The organism is Pedobacter sp. 01N310 (assembly GCF_056399805.1).
Genome location: NZ_JBFTSB010000001.1, coordinates 317,453 through 334,261, shown reverse-complemented (window position 1 = coordinate 334,261; position 16,809 = coordinate 317,453). Strand labels below are relative to the sequence as shown.

Genomic DNA, 16,809 nt, shown 5'->3' with positions numbered 1-16,809 from the left:
TGAATGCCTTTGAAAACATGAAAACTTATGAATAATCGTAATGCCTTGATAGGGTTAACAGGGTGCATTAAGATTCCCGCCTGCGCGGAAATGACGATCGTTCTTTAGAATCAACCATCACCACCGCCGTGGTTTGTGTCCTCACAAACCACCAATTTAATCCAATCTCATTTCAGGAATCTCTCCTTCTACTACCAGTCTTCCAGCTGTAGATTGTTGTATAAATTCGATACTTACGCCTGGTGCACGCTCCAAAAGTTTAAAACCACCTTCAGGTAAAATATCCAAAACCGCCAATTCAGTTACAATTTTTTTAATGCATTTTACACCGGTTAAAGGCAAAGTACATTTAGGTAATAATTTACTTTCTCCGGCTTTATTGATGTGCTGCATCGCTACAACGATATTTTTGGCTGATGCTACCAAATCCATAGCTCCGCCCATTCCCTTAACCATTTTACCGGGGATTTTCCAGTTAGCAATATCTCCATTTTCTGACACCTCCATGGCTCCCAGAATAGTCAGATCTACTTTTTGCGCACGGATCATCCCAAAACTCATGGCCGAATCAAAAATAGACGATCCTGGCAAGGTAGTAATGGTCTGTTTCCCTGCGTTAATTAAATCGGCATCTTCCTCTCCTTCGAAAGGAAATGGCCCCATACCCAATAAGCCGTTTTCAGACTGTAACACTACGTTAATTCCCTTTGGAATATAATTGGCAACCAAAGTAGGTATGCCAATACCAAGGTTAACATAATATCCGTCTTTTATTTCTTTAGCAATACGCTGTGCGATTTCTTCTTTTGAAAATGCCATTTATTTATTTTTTCCTATTAAACCTAAATGTGTGTGATTAAATGCATCGCTATATTTCAACCCATAACCTAGCGCCCTATCCATGCAAGAATGGGCAAATAACATAATGCCCGATAACTGCAATATGGGTAAATGATAATAAAATCCGATCAAGAAAATTAATATTGCTATCGCTTTATGGTGAACTATGTTATAAAGCCATGCACCAACTTTTGGGCCTGCCAGATAACCCAGCATGCTTAAATCTGGTACAAGCAGCAATACTGGAAATATCCACCAATGAAATGACAATTTAGAAAAGGCAAATATTGCCAATAGAAACATGGCCATTTCTTCGATTGCAATTATTTTCTTCATTACGATTTTGTTCTTACGGTTCGTTGCTCGATTCTTTTCTCATAATCTTTCCCTTGAAAAATCCGATGAACATAAATACCAGGCGTATGGATATAATCTGGATCTAATTCACCAGCTTCTACCAATTCTTCTACCTCGGCAATGGTTACTTTACCTGCCATAGCCATTATAGGATTAAAGTTGCGGCTGGTAGACCTGAAGATCAAATTCCCAGCGGTATCACCTTTCCAAGCTTTAACAATAGCGAAATCAGCATCAAAGGCATATTCCATTAAATAATCCTTACCATCAAAATTGCGCACTTCTTTGCCTTCTGCCACTTCGGTGCCCACGCCCGCAGGCGTAAAAATTGCCGGCATACCATATCCGGCAGCCAGGCAACGCGTAGCTAAGGTACCTTGCGGAATAAGATCTACTTCAAGTTCGCCACTCAGCAATTGCCTTTCAAATTCGGCATTTTCACCTACATACGAAGAAATCATTTTTTTAACCTGGCGTTGTTTCAGCATTAAACCAATACCAAAATCATCAACACCAGCATTATTAGAGATGCAGGTTAAATTTTTCACCTGTTTGTTTACCAAAGCATTAATGCAATTTTCTGGAATACCGCAAAGCCCGAAACCGCCAAGCATAAGGGTAGCACCATCTGATATATCTTTGATAGCCTCTTCAGCTCCAGATACCACTTTATTTATCATCTTATGAATTTTTTGGTTAGTTTGCTAAATTACAAATTGCCTTCAAAAATGTAGCATTTATAATTTTTAAATCTTCCAGGAATATTAATTAATTGGAATTAATCTAAATAACTATTACCTTTGTGCTGCAATGATTTACGAGAGAGAAGAAAGTCTATTCATATTACCCACCGATCCTGAATTTCAAAAAGGCATGGGTTTTATTTTCAGCTGTACGGCTGAGCACAAAAAATGTTGTGAGAAATTCAAAAAAGGTAAACGCTGTAAAAAGTGCCCCGGACGGAAAAAATAATTAATCTACTTCGCAATTTCTACAATTTTATCATCGCTTCCATTACTGGTACAGATATAAATTTTCCCTTCTGGCGATTGGCAAACAGCCCTTATCCTACCATAAGTGTTTACATAAAAATCTTTCGTTCCTGTAATTTTTGTTTGAGCATCATCTAATTTAAGCTGCATCAATTTAGTTCCTTTTAATACAGCCAGCAGCAACGAATTTTTAAATTGCGGAATATAATCTGAATTGTAATAAGCTAAACCACTAGGCGCAATGGTTGGTGTCCAATTGATTAATGGCTCTACCACATTGTTCGAACTGCAAAACGATTGTTCTCCACTTTCATTACAAAAACCTTTAATATTTGGCCATCCGTAGTTTCTTCCCTTTTCGATAATATTAATCTCATCATCAGAATCCGGACCATGCTCTGAAGAAAAAATTTTATTGCCCACCTGGGTTAATCCTTGTGCATTTCGATGCCCTAAAGACCAAACCGGGTTATTTGGATAAGGATTATCAGCAGGAATTGATCCATCTAAATTTATCCTTAAAATTTTACCCGCTAAAGAATTAACATTTTGAGGATTGCCAGTATCAGCAGCGTCGCCGGTACTGATAAATAGTTTACCGCCACTGATCAGCAAACGCGAACCATTATGGATTGAAGCCGCAGGAATCTGATCCAATAAAACCTGCGGACTCGTTAAATTTCCTCCGCCGTAAGTATAACGTACAACTTTAGCTTTATAGGTACTACCATAGCCATAAATTACATAAACGTAAGGGTTACTGGTAAAATCGGGATGGAGTGTCATTCCAAGCAAGCCACCTTCTCCATTGGTACGTACTTCGGTTATGGTAAGTAAAGGTGTTACTTGTCCATTGGCAGGATTTAAACGACTAATTTTACCTGCTTTTTCGGTAAACCAAATGAAATTATCAGGTCCATACACCATTTCCCAGGGAAAGCTCAATCCGGATACAACTACTTTTGATTTTAATTCTACATCAGGTAAAGTACCTGGATCGTCGTTATCATCACCATTCTTTTTGCAATTTGTAACGAATAGCATTACAAATAAACAGAGTAGTATTGCCCTCATAACCGTAACGTTTTAGAAATAACAACGTTACGGCTATAAAGTTTTATTGTTTTACTGGGCGGACGTCATTTCGAGCGAAGCACAGCGCAGCCGAGAAATCTTTTAAAGATGCTTAACATCATATTTAAAGATTTTTCCATCGAAGGAGTTCCTTTGGAACACTGCGGTCGAAATGACGATTACACGAGTATTTTACCCCTTATCGTCATCCTCGCGCATGCGGGGATCTTAGACTCAAGTATTATAAGGCATTAAGATTCCCAATCAAGTTGGGAATGACGCCTACACGAGAATTTCAGATCGTAAACATCCAATACCACAGCTATCCCCGTGTTTCCGTCGTCTTTAACGAGTGCATAAATAGCTTTGTGATTTTTATCGCAAAATATTATTTACAATGTCAGATTGTAGCATCCGACACCACGCTAAAACGCCATAACATCAATTCAAATACACATAAGTAATCCCATCCCCGCCTCTATCAGCATGTTCATCTTCCATCCTATTTACCTGACTATATTTACGCAGGTATTCTCTGATCATTTTACGCAAAATACCATCGCCTTTACCGTGAATCAGTTTAATGGACGGAAAGCCGAGCATAATGGCTTTATCTAAATATTTCTCTACTTCAAAGAGGGCGTCTTCAGTTCGTTTTCCACGAAGATCAAGTTCGGCCCTGAAACCAGATACGGCATCATTCATGCGCCCTGCAAAAGAATTTGCACTGCTTTGAACTACTTTTTTAGCTTCACGGTTACTCACCTTTTGAACACGGTTCTTTTTAACAGTCGATCGTAAATCGCCAATAGCCAAAATCAGTTCATTGCGGTTAATTTCTAAAACCTGGCCAATGGTTTCACTATCCGTAAATTTCACTAAATCACCAATTTCAATTTCACCGCCAACAATTACCTGTACTGGTTTAGGGCGCTCTTTCGGAATAGTATTTTTAACCAGCTCTTTTTGCAAATTCTGGCGGAGTTCTTTAGTTACTTCTTTATCAGCTTGCTTTTCCTTAATCTCAGCGATGGTATTTTCAACCAGTTTATTGGCATTTTTAATAATATTCTGCGCCTCTTGTTTCGCCTCTTTAATCAGTACCTTTCTATTCTCCTCTAAAAAGCTTTTCAACTTTTCATTTTCGGCAACCAGGTTTTTAGCTTTATTCTGCTGATTGGCTAAACTTACTTTGGCATCGTAAACATTTTTCTTTTCGCGCTCCAGATCAACAAGCATAGTATCTACGCGGTTCTGGTTAGATCCTGTTTTTTCTTTGGCCAGCTCGATTACCTCTTTTGGCAAACCAATATTCTGAGCGATTTCGAATGCATAAGAACTACCAGGTTTACCCATTTCCAAAATATAAAGCGGTTTCATTTTGGCATTATCAAAAAGCATTGATGCATTTTCCAAACCAGGTGTATTACCTGCAAAAAGCTTTAAATTAGAATAATGGGTAGTAATTACCCCCCTCACCTTTTTATTGTTCAACACCTCTAAAACAGCTTCAGCCATTGGTCCCCCAAACTGCGGATCAGTTCCGGTACCAAACTCATCAATCAGCACCATCGTTTTTGGCGAAGCATGCTCTACAAAATAGCGCATCTTCTTTAGGTGTGCACTGTAAGTACTTAAATCACTTTCTATCGATTGGTCATCGCCGATATCGGCAAAAATATTTTCAAAAATACCCACTTCACTATTCGCATCAACCGGAATTAACAAACCTGTTTGCAACATAATCTGCAAAAGGCCAACGGTTTTCATACAAACCGATTTACCGCCTGCATTTGGTCCTGATACCAATACCACCCGGGTTTCGGCATCTATATGGATATTTAAAGGTGTAACCGTTTTCTTTTCGGCGGCAAATGAAATCGATAATAAAGGGTGCCTTGCATTAATCAGCTTGGTTTTAGGCTCTTTTAACAAACCGGGCATTTCTGCTTCAATATCCATCGCAAATAAAGCCTTTGCACGAACAAAATCCAGTTTGGTAAGGAAACCATGGTAAGAAAGCAATAGTGGCGAATACGGCCGCAAATCGTCCGTTAGCGCAATTAAAATCTTAATAATTTCCCGGCGTTTGTCAAACTCTAAGTCGCGCAGCTTATTATTTAAGGTAAATACTTCTTCAGGCTCAATGTAAACCGTCTGCCCTGTTGCCGATTCATCGTGTACAAAGCCCTTGAGTTTACGCTTGTTCTCGGCCAAAACCGGAATACACATTCTACCATCACGAATGGTTAAACTACCATCGGCAACCCAGTTATTGGCAATCGCCTGCTTGTAGATCGAATCCATTCGCTTACGCACATCTTGTTCAGCTTTCGAAATGGCAGAGGTAATCTCCTGCAATTCTTTTGATGCATTGGGTTTGATCTTTCCTTTGGCATCTATAACGCTTTCTATTTTACGAAGGATCGTTTTTTCGATCGGCAGATGCTCAAATAAAGCTTCTAATGTAGGATATACTTCTGCACGTTCTTCGAAAAAACGGAGTACCGAGAAAACAGTATGCAACGAAGTATATACCTGAAACCACTCATCTTCCAATAGATAAGTGCCTTCAACCCTGATTTTTTCAACCAGCGACTTAATATCAAAAAAGGTATTAATCTGTAGTGGTTCCTGATTTTGCAGAATACTTTTAAACTCGTTTGTTTGACGTAGAAACTTATCAATCTGATCAAAACGGTTCATCACCTGCATCTTCTCTACCATTGTTTGCCCCATCGGACTTAAACAATGTTTGCTAATCAGTTGCCTGATCTCAACAAAACCTAAACGTTCTAAACAGTTTTCGGGATATAACATACTATTGTACAATAGCTGGACTTGGAACTACTTCCGATACGCCAGCTTTTTTTATATTAATTAATGAATCGGCCTGTTTTTTCTTCTTTGCAATTTCAGCAACTGCTTTAACCTTCGATAAAGAATCTGGTTTCATTTTTTTTCTGATCGCAAGAGAATCGGCCTTAAATTTCTTTGCTATCACTAAAGAGTCGGCTTTAAATGCTTTTTTCTTTATTATCAGATCAGCTAATGCCGTTCCCTTTTTTTGCTTGGCTAACAATTTTTGTATGTTTTTATACATCGCCTCTAACGCTACAGGGTTGGTATTATACCATATTAAACTCTTGTTATATTCGGCAGAATCTGTACCAAATTTTTTGTAAATCCCTTTATAATAAGCTGCTGCCACCTTCTTTGCTGAATCTACTACATAAATGCTTGAAAGGTAGCCATCAACAATGTGCATATCGTATAAAATCTTTTCCATTTTATCAGGTTTAATAATGCCATCAGGTATACCAGGTTTGCAACCAAACCATAATATAGCTGTCATTAAAACCCATATTAATCTCTTCATGCTTAATTTAAATATTATTTTTTGCCCAAATTGCGGCAAGGTTATTAATTTTACCAAAAATAGTTATAAATGAGCATAGCTGATAATCTTAAACAATATAAAAGCGAAGTTGAATCAGGCGGGGTAAAACTAATTGCCGTTTCAAAAACACAACCAGTAGAATCAATTTTAGAAGCCTACAACGCCGGACAGCGCATTTTTGGAGAAAACCATGTACAAGAAATGGTAGATAAACAGGCGCAACTTCCAAACGATATCGAATGGCATCTTATTGGCCATTTACAAAGTAATAAGGTAAAATACATTGCCCCTTTTGTAAAACTTATTCATGGGGTAGACAGTTTGAAACTGCTACAGGAAATCAATAAACAAGCGGCAAAAAACAAACGCGTAATTGATTGCTTATTACAGGTTTACATTGCAGATGAAGACACTAAATTCGGACTTGGTTTTGATGAAGTAATCGAATTGCTACGTGCCGAAGACTTAGCCGAATTGAAAAATATCCGTATTGTGGGTTTAATGGGCATTGCCACCAATACCAAGAACGAAAAACAGATTACGACCGAATTTCACGAACTAAAAGTATTTTTTGATGGCATTAAAGTGAGTTTTTTCCGCAAAGACAATGCTTTTAAAGAAATATCGACCGGAATGAGTGCAGATTATAAAATTGCAATTGAAGAAGGAAGTACAATGGTGCGCATTGGCAGCAGTATTTTCGGAAAAAGGGTAATCAAACATTTCAAAAACGATATTACGACCAATTAATATGGATTTTAACATCAGATTTGCGACTGCAGAAGATTGTCCAAGAATATTGGAATTAATTAATGAGCTCGCCATTTATGAGCGTGCCCCTGAAGAAGTAACGGTTACTTTAGATCACTTTATCGATGCTGGTTTTGGCAAAAACCCGGTATGGAAAGCTTACGTAGCCGAAGTAAATAATATAATTGTGGGCTTCGCATTATACTATACACGTTACTCTACATGGAAAGGATGCAGGTTATATCTCGAAGATTTTATCGTAACAGAAGAATTTAGAGGAAAAGGCCTGGGTAAAGTATTATTCGAAAAAGTGATAGAAGAGGCTAAAAACGGTAATTATAGCGGCATGGTTTGGCAAGTATTAGACTGGAACGAGCCGGCAATAAACTTCTACAATAAATATAAAGCACATTTAGAAAGTGGCTGGTTAAACGCAGCTTTCTCTAAAGAACAAATCAAGGCATTTTAATATGGATATTTTTAAGTTTGGTGGTGCCTCGGTAAAAGATGCAGATGGAGTGAAAAATCTGGCCAATATTGTCCGCGATTACAAAAAAGGGAATCTACTGATTGTGATTTCGGCGATGGGTAAGATTACTGATAAACTGGAAAAGTTAACGCAGGCATTCTTATCACAAAGTGATGAAGCGCATGCAATTTTTGATGAGATTAAACATTTCCATTTTAGCATTATAGATGAGCTGTTTCAAGGCAAAGCCAATCCTGTTTATGATGATGTGGCTAACACATTTGTTGAAATTGACTGGCTGATTGAAGATGAACCGGATAACAACGCTGATTACATTTACGATCAGATTGTATCTATCGGCGAAGTGGTTTCTACAAAAATTGTGGCAGCCTGGTTAAATGAAACAGGTAATAAAGCCCTTTGGGCTGATGCACGGAATTATATTCAGACTGACAATACCTACCGCGAAGGAAAAGTAGATTGGGCAAAAACCAATCAGATTATAAAAAAAGACTTATTACCACTCTTAACCGACAACATTATTGTCACACAAGGATTTATTGGCGGCACCAGCGAAAACTACACCACAACTTTAGGCAGGGAAGGTTCTGATTATTCGGCAGCCATATTTGCTTCCTGCTTAGATGCTGCAGCACTAACCATCTGGAAGGATGTTCCCGGCGTATTAAATGCAGATCCGAAATGGTTTGATGAAACAGAGAAAATTGCACAGCTTTCTTATCACGATGCAATAGAGCTTACTTATTATGGCGCAACCGTAATCCATCCAAAAACAATAAAACCACTTCAAAACAAAGGGATTCCGCTTTTTGTAAGGTCATTTATCCAACCAGAAGGCTCAGGAACAGCAATTACCAAAGAAAATAACCCATTGCCTATCCCCTCTTTTATTTTTAAGGTTAACCAGGCGTTGATTTCAATTTTCCCAAAAGATTATTCTTTTATTATCGAAGAAAACCTGAGCAATATTTTTGAGCTTTTCCATACACACCGGATCAAAATCAATACCATGCTCAATTCTGCTATCAGCTTTTCGGTAAGCATTGATGATCATCCTACTCAAATTGAAAAACTGATCAAAGACCTCTCTCAAGAATTTACAGTAAAATACAATAAGGGCCTGGAACTGGTAACCATCCGCTATTATAACCAACAAACTATTGATCGTGTAACGGTTGATAAGGATATTTTATTGGAAGTTAAAAGCCGTCATACTTGCCAGATGGTGATGAAGAATAGGGTCTAAAACTTATAATATCATTAACTTAAAAAAATATTGTCATCCTGAGCTTGTCGAAGGACAAGTATCTTATTTATTTGAGATTACCTGCAGGTCTTCGACAGGCTCAGACTGACAATACCGCCTACCCTCATAACAAGGACCTGAATTTAAACAATGAACAATAAACTTTTAGCCAAAGCCGTAAAAGACTATATCAGCACAAATTTAAATGCAGATGTGAATCAGATTGCTTTAGCAAAAAGTCCGTTCGAGGGTATTACTGCAGCCGAACTGGCCACACAAATTACCGCAAAAAAAAAATCAGAAAAAAAATTACCCACCTGGTTTAACACTCAAGGTATTTATTACCCTCCTGTATTATCCATTGAACAAACTTCTTCTGAAATTACCGCTAAATACAAATCTAAACTAGCTAAAGGCAATACTTTAATTGATATTACCGGAGGTTTCGGGATAGACAGCTATTACTTTTCTAAAAAGGTAAAAGCGGTTACACATTGCGAAATTAACCCTGAACTATCCGCAATAGCTAAACATAATGCGCAGGCTTTACATATAGCAAATATCGAATTTAAAGCAGAAGACGGAATTGCTTACCTCCAGACCAGTGATGCATCATTTGATACGATTTATGTAGATCCTGCCCGAAGGGCCGAAAAGGGCAAAGTTTTTATGCTAAAAGACTGTACACCCGACATTGCAAGTAATCTGGATGCCTTATTAGAAAAATCATCGAGAATAATCGTCAAAACTGCTCCTTTACTTGATATTTCAGCAGGATTATCAGAATTGAAACAAGTTAGCGAGATTCATATTGTGAGTGTAAAAAATGAATGCAAAGAACTCTTATGGATCATTGATAAAGATTACAATGGTGATACGAAAATTATAGCTGTAACCCTAAATAACGGGATTGAAAAAGATTTTTCCTTTTACAGATCAGCTTCAAATGGTTCAATTCAGTTTATTGACGATTTAAACACTGGTGATTACTTATACGAACCAGATGCTGCTTTACTAAAATCGGGCGCTTTTAATTTAATTGGCACAACTTACAATCTTTTAAAACTACATCCTCAAACACAGCTGTTTAGTTCGGCTATGGTAAATAAAGATTTCCCAGGCAGGATATTTAAAATTGAAGCTGTACTTACTACCGCGGCACTTAAGAAACAAGAAAATTTAAAAGGAAATGTGATTGTGCGGAACTATCCGGCAAAGCCCGAAGATTTGGTTAAGAAATATAAAATAAAAGCAGATCAAAATCAGTTTTTAATTTTCACCAAGGTGGGCAATGGAGAAAACATCGTTGTTAAAACGTTGATTATACAGTACTATTAATCTAGTTCGATTAACAATATGTCCGTAAGAAAGATTCTTTAGATACTTTAGCATTAGTAACGTCACCCTGAATTCATTTCAGAGTATTAATAGCGGGAAAGTTGCTGAAATAAATTCAGCATGACGATCCCCATAGTACAACCATCTGGGGTAAAATAAACCCGACCGACAGCGTTATCCCGATTTAACATTTATTTTTATTTGTACAGCATTTCAATCGGGATTAAGCAAAGGGCGGGGCTATCGGAACCGATTACCACAACAGTTGCTTTCCAAAAAACAAATTACTTCATGATTAGCAAAGAAAAACAGCTAAGATACGCTTAACTCAGATTCTTCACTGCGGCCAGAATGACAAAGCTATATAACACAAAAAGCCTCTCAATAGAAAGGCTTTTTGTAGTGATGAAGAAATAATCTTTATATTATTGCTTAAACTTTCTTAACATTTACTGCCTGTAAACCTTTTCTGCCTTCAGCTACTTCAAATTCTACTGTATCGTTTTCTTTCAAGCTTTCGATTCCACCTAAAACATCTTTAAAATGTACAAATAAGTCTTTATTGTCTTCTTGTACAATAAATCCAAAGCCTTTTTGAGTGTTAAACCATTTAACTTTTCCGGTTGCCATAAAAAAATAAAAAATTGTATAAAATAAATAAACCTTTTACGCCTTGATCAGAATTTCATTTAACCAATTGAGTATTAATATGAATAAAACAACCAGTTTAAGCGTTAATATTGAAACAAAACTACCAAATATAATAAATTATGAATGTAATGCAAGCTATTTCTGGCCATTCAACAAGAATGTTGCGTTATTAAATAAAATTTTCGAATTATTTATTTGGTTGAGGTGTAGTACGTAAATATGGTTTAATTACTTGGTGTCCTTTAGGAAATTTAGCTGGAATATCTTCCGTTTTAATGCTGTTTACCACAATTACATCTTCTCCATCTTTCCAATCGGCAGGCGTAGCCACACTATAATTGGCTGTAAGCTGTAAAGAATCAATCACACGTAACACTTCATTAAAATTTCTTCCTGTTGATGCTGGATAAGTAATGATTAATTTCACCTTTTTATCAGGACTGATTACGAACAACGAACGAACTGTTAAAGTTTCTGAAGCATTTGGGTGGATCATATCATAGAGATTTGCCACTGTTTTGTCCGGATCTGCAATAATCGGAAATTCGACAGAAGTATTTTGAGTTTCGTTAATATCATTAATCCATCCTTTATGCGACTCGGCAGAATCAACGCTTAAGGCCAAAACCTTAACGTTTCTTTTTTCAAATTCACCTTTTAAAGCTGCAGTTCTACCCAGTTCTGTGGTACAAACAGGGGTATAATCGGCAGGGTGAGAAAACAATACTCCCCAGCTATCGCCTAAATAATCGTAAAAATCTATTTCGCCAATGGATGTGTTGGCCTTGAAATTCGGTGCGGTATCGCCTAATCTTATACTCATGATATTATTAATTTAATTTTGACTAAAACAAATCTAAACAATACTATACTAAATACATAGATTTAATATTATTTTAAGACCTCCAAATTACAATTCCAATAAAAAACCCTGAAGAATCAATCTTCAGGGTTTAAGAATATTAATTTGTTTGGGGTATTGCGTTAGTATGCTTTTATCATAAATACATAATCCTGTATTTTTTCGATCTGTTTGGTGCGTTTTAAACCAGACAGCAAGCTCTTCTTGTTGGCAGAAAGTTTATTTACGCCTAGTGAATCCTGAGGAATGGCCCTCATTGCCTCTAAAATATATTTTGATTTAATGGCAAAAGCTGCACCTTCAGTCTGATCTGGCTTACCACTAATAATACCTACCAAATTTCCGTTATTATCTAAAACAGGACCACCGCTATTGCCCGGATTAACTGAAATGGCTACTTGATACTGAGTGGTATCACCAATAAAACCATTTTTAGAGCTCACGTAACCTTCTCCAAGTACAGCATCATCTTTTGGATAACCTAAGGTATATACAATTTCACCAATGTTACTTGTATTCCTTTTAATGGTGTATGGAATAGATGACAAGTTACTGAAGTGTTTATCGTTTATTTTAAGAATTGCAATGTCGTTTTGAGGATCTGTGTAAACTGACTTTACCTTGAACGATTCTCCTCTACTGTTTTGCACATATAAAGAATCAGCGCCATTAATAATATGCAGGTTGGTTAAAATGTAACCATTTGTAGAAATGGCAAAACCAGTACCACCAAAACTATTCTGAGCATTTGGCTTACCAGAAGTTGTATTATTATGCTTAATATTTCTGATTAAGCTATTTTGTGTTTTAATAGCATTATTTACCTGGTTGCTTAACTGCCTGTAACGCTCTGCCTGTTGAGTATTATGCTGAATAGAGTAAATAGAAACCAGAGAGAGTACAACGAAAGATGCTGCAACTGCAATTGCAGATTTATGTTTGCGCCACAATTGAACCACACGTGATGGATGAGGCCTAAGTGTAGAAGCCAAACCCTCCACATCAATTTCTGAATGAATGTGATTTAACTGTTCTTTTAAGCGCAACTGCTCAGCAAATGTTCCCATAGATTCTAAAAAGAACTTATGCGAAACTACTTTATGATCTACTGTGGCATCATTACGACGTAACTGTTCAAAAGCTTCAGTTTCCTGTGCATTAAGTTTACCTAAAAGGTAATCTTCAATAATTGCATCTAACTCCAAATCGTTTCTCATTTCAAATTATGGTTGAAAAAATATTTTCTTTAACCTTTGCAGGCATTTATATTTCTGCGTTTTTGCATTATCGGTATTGGTATAACCAAACTTTTCGCAGATATCCTGCATGGATAAATTGTGGATATAAAAATCCTGAATAATGGTTTTACAAGGTTCGCCCAGGTGATCGAGTGCCGATTGCATTTTCACAAAAGCAGCATCCTTTTCTTCATGGTGCTCTACATCTTCCTCAACAACAAATACATCTTCATAATCAGTAATATTACCGGCTTTTTTACTGTTTAGGCTAAGTTTTTTTAGCCAAATACGCCGACATACCGAATAAATGTAGGTTTTGAGTTTGCTGCTCAGCTCAAAATTGCCTTCCTTAATTTTGTTATATAAAATTATTATGCCTTCCTGATAAACATCTTTTGCATCATCTTCATCACCGTTATTATTCAGGATAAATTGCAAAACCATCGCATAATAAGCCTTGTATAACTTGTTAAGTGTATCTTCTGAGTTATTTAGAATACCTAAAATAACCTCTCTATCTGTTGGAACTGAACTCTTTAAACTGTTATTCACTAGTTAATACATTTTTCTATAAATAGTAACCCAATATTAGACAAAAAAATATTTATAGCTACTATAATTGCTTAATACAAACTTAAAGCAAACGGTAACCCAAACCTCAAAAAAAAATATTTTAACTTTTTTGTAAATTATCGGGTTACCTTTTTACCTTTGCGGCATTAATAAGAAATTAATTACTTAAAAAAATTCAAAAATGAAAAATGCATTCAAATTAGGCTTTTTAGCTTTAGCTTTATCTTTATCAGTTGTTGCTTGTAACTCAGAAAAAAAAGCTGAAGGTACTGATACTACTTTAACTGATTCTTCTACTATCGTTACTGATACTACTGCAAAAGATACTACAGTAAAAGATTCTACAGTAAAAGATACAACTGTAAAAACTACTACAACTAAAGAAGAAGTTAAACACTAGTCTAACTTTACTCATAAAAAAAGGCTCCTGATGTAAAATCGGGAGCCTTTTTTACTTTTTTTACTTTTTTTTTATTTTTTTGGGTTACCTTTTTAAATAAGTGGTATTAACAGATAAATTAATTAATTACTTAAAAATACTCAAAAATGAAAAATGCATTCAAATTAGGCTTTTTAGCTTTAGCTTTATCTTTATCAGTTGTTGCTTGTAACTCAGAAAAAAAAGCAGAAGGTACTGATACAACAGCTACAGATTCTTCAACTATCGTTACTGATACTACTGCAAAAGATACTACAGTAAAAGATTCTACAGTAAAAGATACTACTGTAAAAACTACTACAGAAAAAACTGAAGTTAAACACTAGTCTAACTTACTTATAAGAAAAGCCTTTGGAAAATGAATTTCCAAAGGCTTTTTTATTTTATCAGAAAAAACGGGTTACCTTTTATCATTTTAGGCATTAACAGTATAGTAACCCTAAAACAGATATCAAAATGAAAAATGCATTCAAATTAGGCTTTTTAGCCCTAGCTCTATCGTTAACAGTTGCTGCTTGCGGCGAATCAGGTAAAAAAGCTGATGGTGCTGACACAACAGTTACAGATTCATCAACTATTATTACTGATACAACTGCTGTTGATACTACAGTTAAAGATTCTACTGTAAAAGACACTACAATTAAAGCTACTACCACAAAAGAAGAAGTAAAACACTAATTATTTTTACTAAATAACATAAAAAAGGTCGCGTTTTTACATCGCGACCTTTTTTATTTAAGAAAACAGGGTTACTTTCTTATCTTTTTTGTATAAATTAGTAATTAATTAATTTTCAAAACCAAACAAATTAAAAAAAATGAAAAATGCATTCAAAATGGGCTTTTTAGCTCTAGCTTTATCCCTATCCGTTGTTGCTTGTAAATCAGAAAAAAAAGATGGCGCAACTGATTCATCTAAAGTTGATTCTACAGTTGTAGATACTACTGTAAAAGATACTACAGTGAAAGACACAACCGTTAAAGACACTACAGTAAAAGACACAACTAAAAAATAGTTTTAGCTATTACTGCAAAAAGGCCTTGGAAATTCTAAGGCCTTTTTTATTTTATATTAATTTCTAGGGATCAAGACCTTAAAATCCATCAATTGTAGTAAATTTGCGGCAAAAATATAATCCGCATAATGAATTTAACATCACTACAAGCTATTTCACCAGTTGATGGCCGTTACAGAAAAACAACCGAAAGTTTAGCTGCTTACTTTTCTGAAGAAGCCTTAATCAAATACCGTGTTTTTGTAGAAATCGAATATTTTATCGCACTTTGCGAAATCAACTTGCCTGGCTTAGAAAATTTTGATAAAAATCTTTATGCCCAATTGCGCAAAATCCACGAAAACTTCTCAGAAGTTGATGCCTTAGAAATTAAGGAAACTGAAAAAGTAACCAACCACGATGTTAAAGCTGTCGAATATTTTATCAAAAGTAAATTCGATGCGCTATCACTTCAGCACTATAAAGAGTTTATCCACTTCGGGTTAACTTCTCAGGACATTAATAATACTGCCATTCCTTATTCTATTAAATTAGCATTGAATGAAAGTTATTATCCGGCAATTAATACGCTGATTGAAAAGATAAATGCCCTGGCTACAGAGTGGAAAGATATTCCGATGTTGGCCCATACACATGGCCAGCCGGCCTCTCCTACCAAATTAGGTAAAGAGTTTTTGGTTTTTGCCGAACGCTTGGCTATTCAGGTAGAAAGTTTAAAAAACATCCCTAATAGTGCAAAATTTGGCGGCGCTACCGGAAACTTCAACGCACACCATATTGCTTACCCTACAGTAAACTGGGTTAATTTCTCTAACCATTTTGTTAACGAGACTTTGGGTTTAACACGTGCGCAACATACTACACAAATTGAACATTACGATCAATTTGCAGCTCAATGTGATGCTTTAAAACGCATAAACAACATTATTATAGATTTGGACAGAGATATCTGGACATATATTTCTAAAAACTATTTTAAACAGAAAATCAAGGCTGGAGAAATCGGTTCGTCGGCTATGCCACATAAGGTTAACCCTATCGATTTCGAAAATGCTGAAGGAAATGCAGGAATTGCCAATGCTTTGTTCGAGTTTTTCGCTGCTAAATTGCCAATCTCACGCTTACAGAGAGACTTAACCGACTCTACTGTTTTAAGAAACGTAGGCGTTCCTTTTGGACATACCTTAATTGCTATTAATTCTACGCTACGCGGATTAAACAAGATTTTATTAAATGAAGCTGCTTTACATGCCGATTTGGACGAAAACTGGGCAGTTGTTGCCGAGGCTATTCAAACGGTTTTAAGAAGAGAGAACTACCCTAACCCTTACGAAGCCCTAAAAGAATTAACCAGAACAAATTCAAAAATCAATGCAGCAAGTATTGCTGAGTTTATTGAAGGTTTAGCAGTTTCTGAAGCTGTTAAGGTGCAATTGAGAACGATTACACCTTTTAACTATACTGGCGTTTTCTAGTTAAATTAAATTGACGTTAAGCAGACAGCTTACAAAGGTTTTATTAGTGAGTAATTGTTAATTTTGTTT

Annotated in this window: 19 protein-coding genes; 9 read left to right on the top strand and 10 right to left on the bottom strand. The window is 36.1% G+C overall.

The features are described 5' to 3' along the window. Positions 1-156 precede the first annotated feature (156 nt). From AC1DNH_RS01185 to AC1DNH_RS01160, 6 genes are all read right to left on the bottom strand, one after another. Positions 157-819, bottom strand: a complete 663-nt coding sequence (locus AC1DNH_RS01185; protein ID WP_477583344.1) for a CoA transferase subunit B — start codon at positions 817-819, stop codon at positions 157-159. Continuing rightward, positions 820-1,176 (bottom strand): DUF4260 domain-containing protein, encoded by a 357-nt coding sequence (locus AC1DNH_RS01180; protein ID WP_477583342.1) that lies wholly within the window; start codon positions 1,174-1,176, stop codon positions 820-822. After that, positions 1,176-1,877 (bottom strand): CoA transferase subunit A, encoded by a 702-nt coding sequence (locus AC1DNH_RS01175; protein ID WP_477583340.1) that lies wholly within the window; start codon positions 1,875-1,877, stop codon positions 1,176-1,178. The genes AC1DNH_RS01180 and AC1DNH_RS01175 overlap by 1 nt, the downstream gene beginning before the upstream one ends. 297 nt (positions 1,878-2,174) lie before the next feature. Next, positions 2,175-3,263 (bottom strand): PQQ-dependent sugar dehydrogenase, encoded by a 1,089-nt coding sequence (locus tag AC1DNH_RS01170; protein ID WP_477583339.1) that lies wholly within the window; start codon positions 3,261-3,263, stop codon positions 2,175-2,177. Between the two features lie 441 nt (positions 3,264-3,704). Further along, positions 3,705-6,083: an endonuclease MutS2 gene (locus tag AC1DNH_RS01165; RefSeq protein ID WP_477610319.1), complete on the bottom strand. Its 2,379-nt coding sequence runs from the start codon at positions 6,081-6,083 to the stop codon at positions 3,705-3,707. Between the two features lies 1 nt (position 6,084). Continuing rightward, positions 6,085-6,642: a DUF4296 domain-containing protein gene (locus AC1DNH_RS01160; RefSeq protein WP_477625085.1), complete on the bottom strand. Its 558-nt coding sequence runs from the start codon at positions 6,640-6,642 to the stop codon at positions 6,085-6,087. Between the two features lie 69 nt (positions 6,643-6,711). Here AC1DNH_RS01160 and AC1DNH_RS01155 point away from each other — a divergent pair, with 69 nt between their 5' ends. From AC1DNH_RS01155 to AC1DNH_RS01140, 4 genes are all read left to right on the top strand, one after another. Then, on the top strand, positions 6,712-7,413 hold the full coding sequence (locus tag AC1DNH_RS01155) for a YggS family pyridoxal phosphate-dependent enzyme (protein WP_477610318.1): 702 nt from the start codon (positions 6,712-6,714) through the stop codon (positions 7,411-7,413). Position 7,414: 1 nt separating this feature from the next. Then, positions 7,415-7,882 carry an N-acetyltransferase family protein gene (locus AC1DNH_RS01150; protein ID WP_477586003.1) on the top strand — a complete coding sequence of 156 codons (468 nt, stop codon included), beginning with the start codon at positions 7,415-7,417 and terminating at the stop codon, positions 7,880-7,882. 1 nt (position 7,883) lies between these two features. Next, positions 7,884-9,149 (top strand): aspartate kinase, encoded by a 1,266-nt coding sequence (locus AC1DNH_RS01145; protein ID WP_477625084.1) that lies wholly within the window; start codon positions 7,884-7,886, stop codon positions 9,147-9,149. Positions 9,150-9,299: 150 nt separating this feature from the next. Then, complete coding sequence (locus AC1DNH_RS01140; protein ID WP_477584386.1) at positions 9,300-10,487, top strand: class I SAM-dependent methyltransferase; 1,188 nt, start codon at positions 9,300-9,302, stop codon at positions 10,485-10,487. A 432-nt stretch (positions 10,488-10,919) separates the two neighbouring features. Here AC1DNH_RS01140 and AC1DNH_RS01135 read toward each other — a convergent pair whose 3' ends face one another. The 4 genes from AC1DNH_RS01135 to AC1DNH_RS01120 form a co-directional block, all read right to left on the bottom strand. Then, complete coding sequence (locus AC1DNH_RS01135; RefSeq protein WP_029276380.1) at positions 10,920-11,117, bottom strand: cold-shock protein; 198 nt, start codon at positions 11,115-11,117, stop codon at positions 10,920-10,922. A gap of 208 nt (positions 11,118-11,325) precedes the next feature. Beyond that, positions 11,326-11,961, bottom strand: coding sequence for a peroxiredoxin (locus AC1DNH_RS01130; protein ID WP_215127985.1), 636 nt, complete (start codon positions 11,959-11,961; stop codon positions 11,326-11,328). A gap of 161 nt (positions 11,962-12,122) precedes the next feature. Then, positions 12,123-13,217 carry a S1C family serine protease gene (locus tag AC1DNH_RS01125; RefSeq protein ID WP_215127987.1) on the bottom strand — a complete coding sequence of 365 codons (1,095 nt, stop codon included), beginning with the start codon at positions 13,215-13,217 and terminating at the stop codon, positions 12,123-12,125. A 6-nt stretch (positions 13,218-13,223) separates the two neighbouring features. Next, a complete protein-coding gene (locus AC1DNH_RS01120; RefSeq protein WP_477584382.1) occupies positions 13,224-13,790 on the bottom strand; it encodes an RNA polymerase sigma factor in 567 nt (188 codons plus the stop codon). A 202-nt stretch (positions 13,791-13,992) separates the two neighbouring features. Between AC1DNH_RS01120 and AC1DNH_RS01115 the strand changes: the two genes are divergently transcribed. The 5 genes from AC1DNH_RS01115 to purB all read left to right on the top strand — a co-directional run bounded on the left by AC1DNH_RS01115 (position 13,993) and on the right by purB (position 16,740). Beyond that, entirely contained in the window at positions 13,993-14,211 is a 219-nt protein-coding gene (locus AC1DNH_RS01115; protein ID WP_477584380.1) for a hypothetical protein, read from the top strand. A 146-nt stretch (positions 14,212-14,357) separates the two neighbouring features. Then, on the top strand, positions 14,358-14,576 hold the full coding sequence (locus AC1DNH_RS01110; RefSeq protein ID WP_057934271.1) for a hypothetical protein: 219 nt from the start codon (positions 14,358-14,360) through the stop codon (positions 14,574-14,576). A gap of 130 nt (positions 14,577-14,706) precedes the next feature. Next, a complete protein-coding gene (locus tag AC1DNH_RS01105; RefSeq protein ID WP_057934270.1) occupies positions 14,707-14,928 on the top strand; it encodes a hypothetical protein in 222 nt (73 codons plus the stop codon). A 139-nt stretch (positions 14,929-15,067) separates the two neighbouring features. Further along, on the top strand, positions 15,068-15,265 hold the full coding sequence (locus AC1DNH_RS01100) for a hypothetical protein (RefSeq protein WP_116251791.1): 198 nt from the start codon (positions 15,068-15,070) through the stop codon (positions 15,263-15,265). A 128-nt stretch (positions 15,266-15,393) separates the two neighbouring features. Next, the gene (gene purB, locus AC1DNH_RS01095) at positions 15,394-16,740 is read left to right on the top strand and encodes an adenylosuccinate lyase (protein ID WP_477611388.1); all 1,347 of its coding nucleotides are present in this window, start codon (positions 15,394-15,396) and stop codon (positions 16,738-16,740) included. The last annotated feature ends 69 nt before the right edge of the window (positions 16,741-16,809 follow it).

What these genes read in the sequence shown, in the direction of transcription:
- AC1DNH_RS01140 (WP_477584386.1), top strand. Translation starts at nt 9,300, where the DNA reads ATGAACAATAAACTTTTAGCCAAAGCCGTAAAAGACTATATCAGCACA.
- AC1DNH_RS01160 (WP_477625085.1), bottom strand. Translation starts at nt 6,642, where the DNA reads ATGAAGAGATTAATATGGGTTTTAATGACAGCTATATTATGGTTTGGT.
- AC1DNH_RS01155 (WP_477610318.1), top strand. Translation starts at nt 6,712, where the DNA reads ATGAGCATAGCTGATAATCTTAAACAATATAAAAGCGAAGTTGAATCA.
- AC1DNH_RS01165 (WP_477610319.1), bottom strand. Translation starts at nt 6,083, where the DNA reads ATGTTATATCCCGAAAACTGTTTAGAACGTTTAGGTTTTGTTGAGATC.
- AC1DNH_RS01115 (WP_477584380.1), top strand. Translation starts at nt 13,993, where the DNA reads ATGAAAAATGCATTCAAATTAGGCTTTTTAGCTTTAGCTTTATCTTTA.
- AC1DNH_RS01105 (WP_057934270.1), top strand. Translation starts at nt 14,707, where the DNA reads ATGAAAAATGCATTCAAATTAGGCTTTTTAGCCCTAGCTCTATCGTTA.
- AC1DNH_RS01110 (WP_057934271.1), top strand. Translation starts at nt 14,358, where the DNA reads ATGAAAAATGCATTCAAATTAGGCTTTTTAGCTTTAGCTTTATCTTTA.
- AC1DNH_RS01180 (WP_477583342.1), bottom strand. Translation starts at nt 1,176, where the DNA reads ATGAAGAAAATAATTGCAATCGAAGAAATGGCCATGTTTCTATTGGCA.
- AC1DNH_RS01170 (WP_477583339.1), bottom strand. Translation starts at nt 3,263, where the DNA reads ATGAGGGCAATACTACTCTGTTTATTTGTAATGCTATTCGTTACAAAT.
- AC1DNH_RS01130 (WP_215127985.1), bottom strand. Translation starts at nt 11,961, where the DNA reads ATGAGTATAAGATTAGGCGATACCGCACCGAATTTCAAGGCCAACACA.
- AC1DNH_RS01135 (WP_029276380.1), bottom strand. Translation starts at nt 11,117, where the DNA reads ATGGCAACCGGAAAAGTTAAATGGTTTAACACTCAAAAAGGCTTTGGA.
- purB (WP_477611388.1), top strand. Translation starts at nt 15,394, where the DNA reads ATGAATTTAACATCACTACAAGCTATTTCACCAGTTGATGGCCGTTAC.
- AC1DNH_RS01175 (WP_477583340.1), bottom strand. Translation starts at nt 1,877, where the DNA reads ATGATAAATAAAGTGGTATCTGGAGCTGAAGAGGCTATCAAAGATATA.
- AC1DNH_RS01125 (WP_215127987.1), bottom strand. Translation starts at nt 13,217, where the DNA reads ATGAGAAACGATTTGGAGTTAGATGCAATTATTGAAGATTACCTTTTA.
- AC1DNH_RS01185 (WP_477583344.1), bottom strand. Translation starts at nt 819, where the DNA reads ATGGCATTTTCAAAAGAAGAAATCGCACAGCGTATTGCTAAAGAAATA.
- AC1DNH_RS01150 (WP_477586003.1), top strand. Translation starts at nt 7,415, where the DNA reads ATGGATTTTAACATCAGATTTGCGACTGCAGAAGATTGTCCAAGAATA.
- AC1DNH_RS01145 (WP_477625084.1), top strand. Translation starts at nt 7,884, where the DNA reads ATGGATATTTTTAAGTTTGGTGGTGCCTCGGTAAAAGATGCAGATGGA.
- AC1DNH_RS01100 (WP_116251791.1), top strand. Translation starts at nt 15,068, where the DNA reads ATGAAAAATGCATTCAAAATGGGCTTTTTAGCTCTAGCTTTATCCCTA.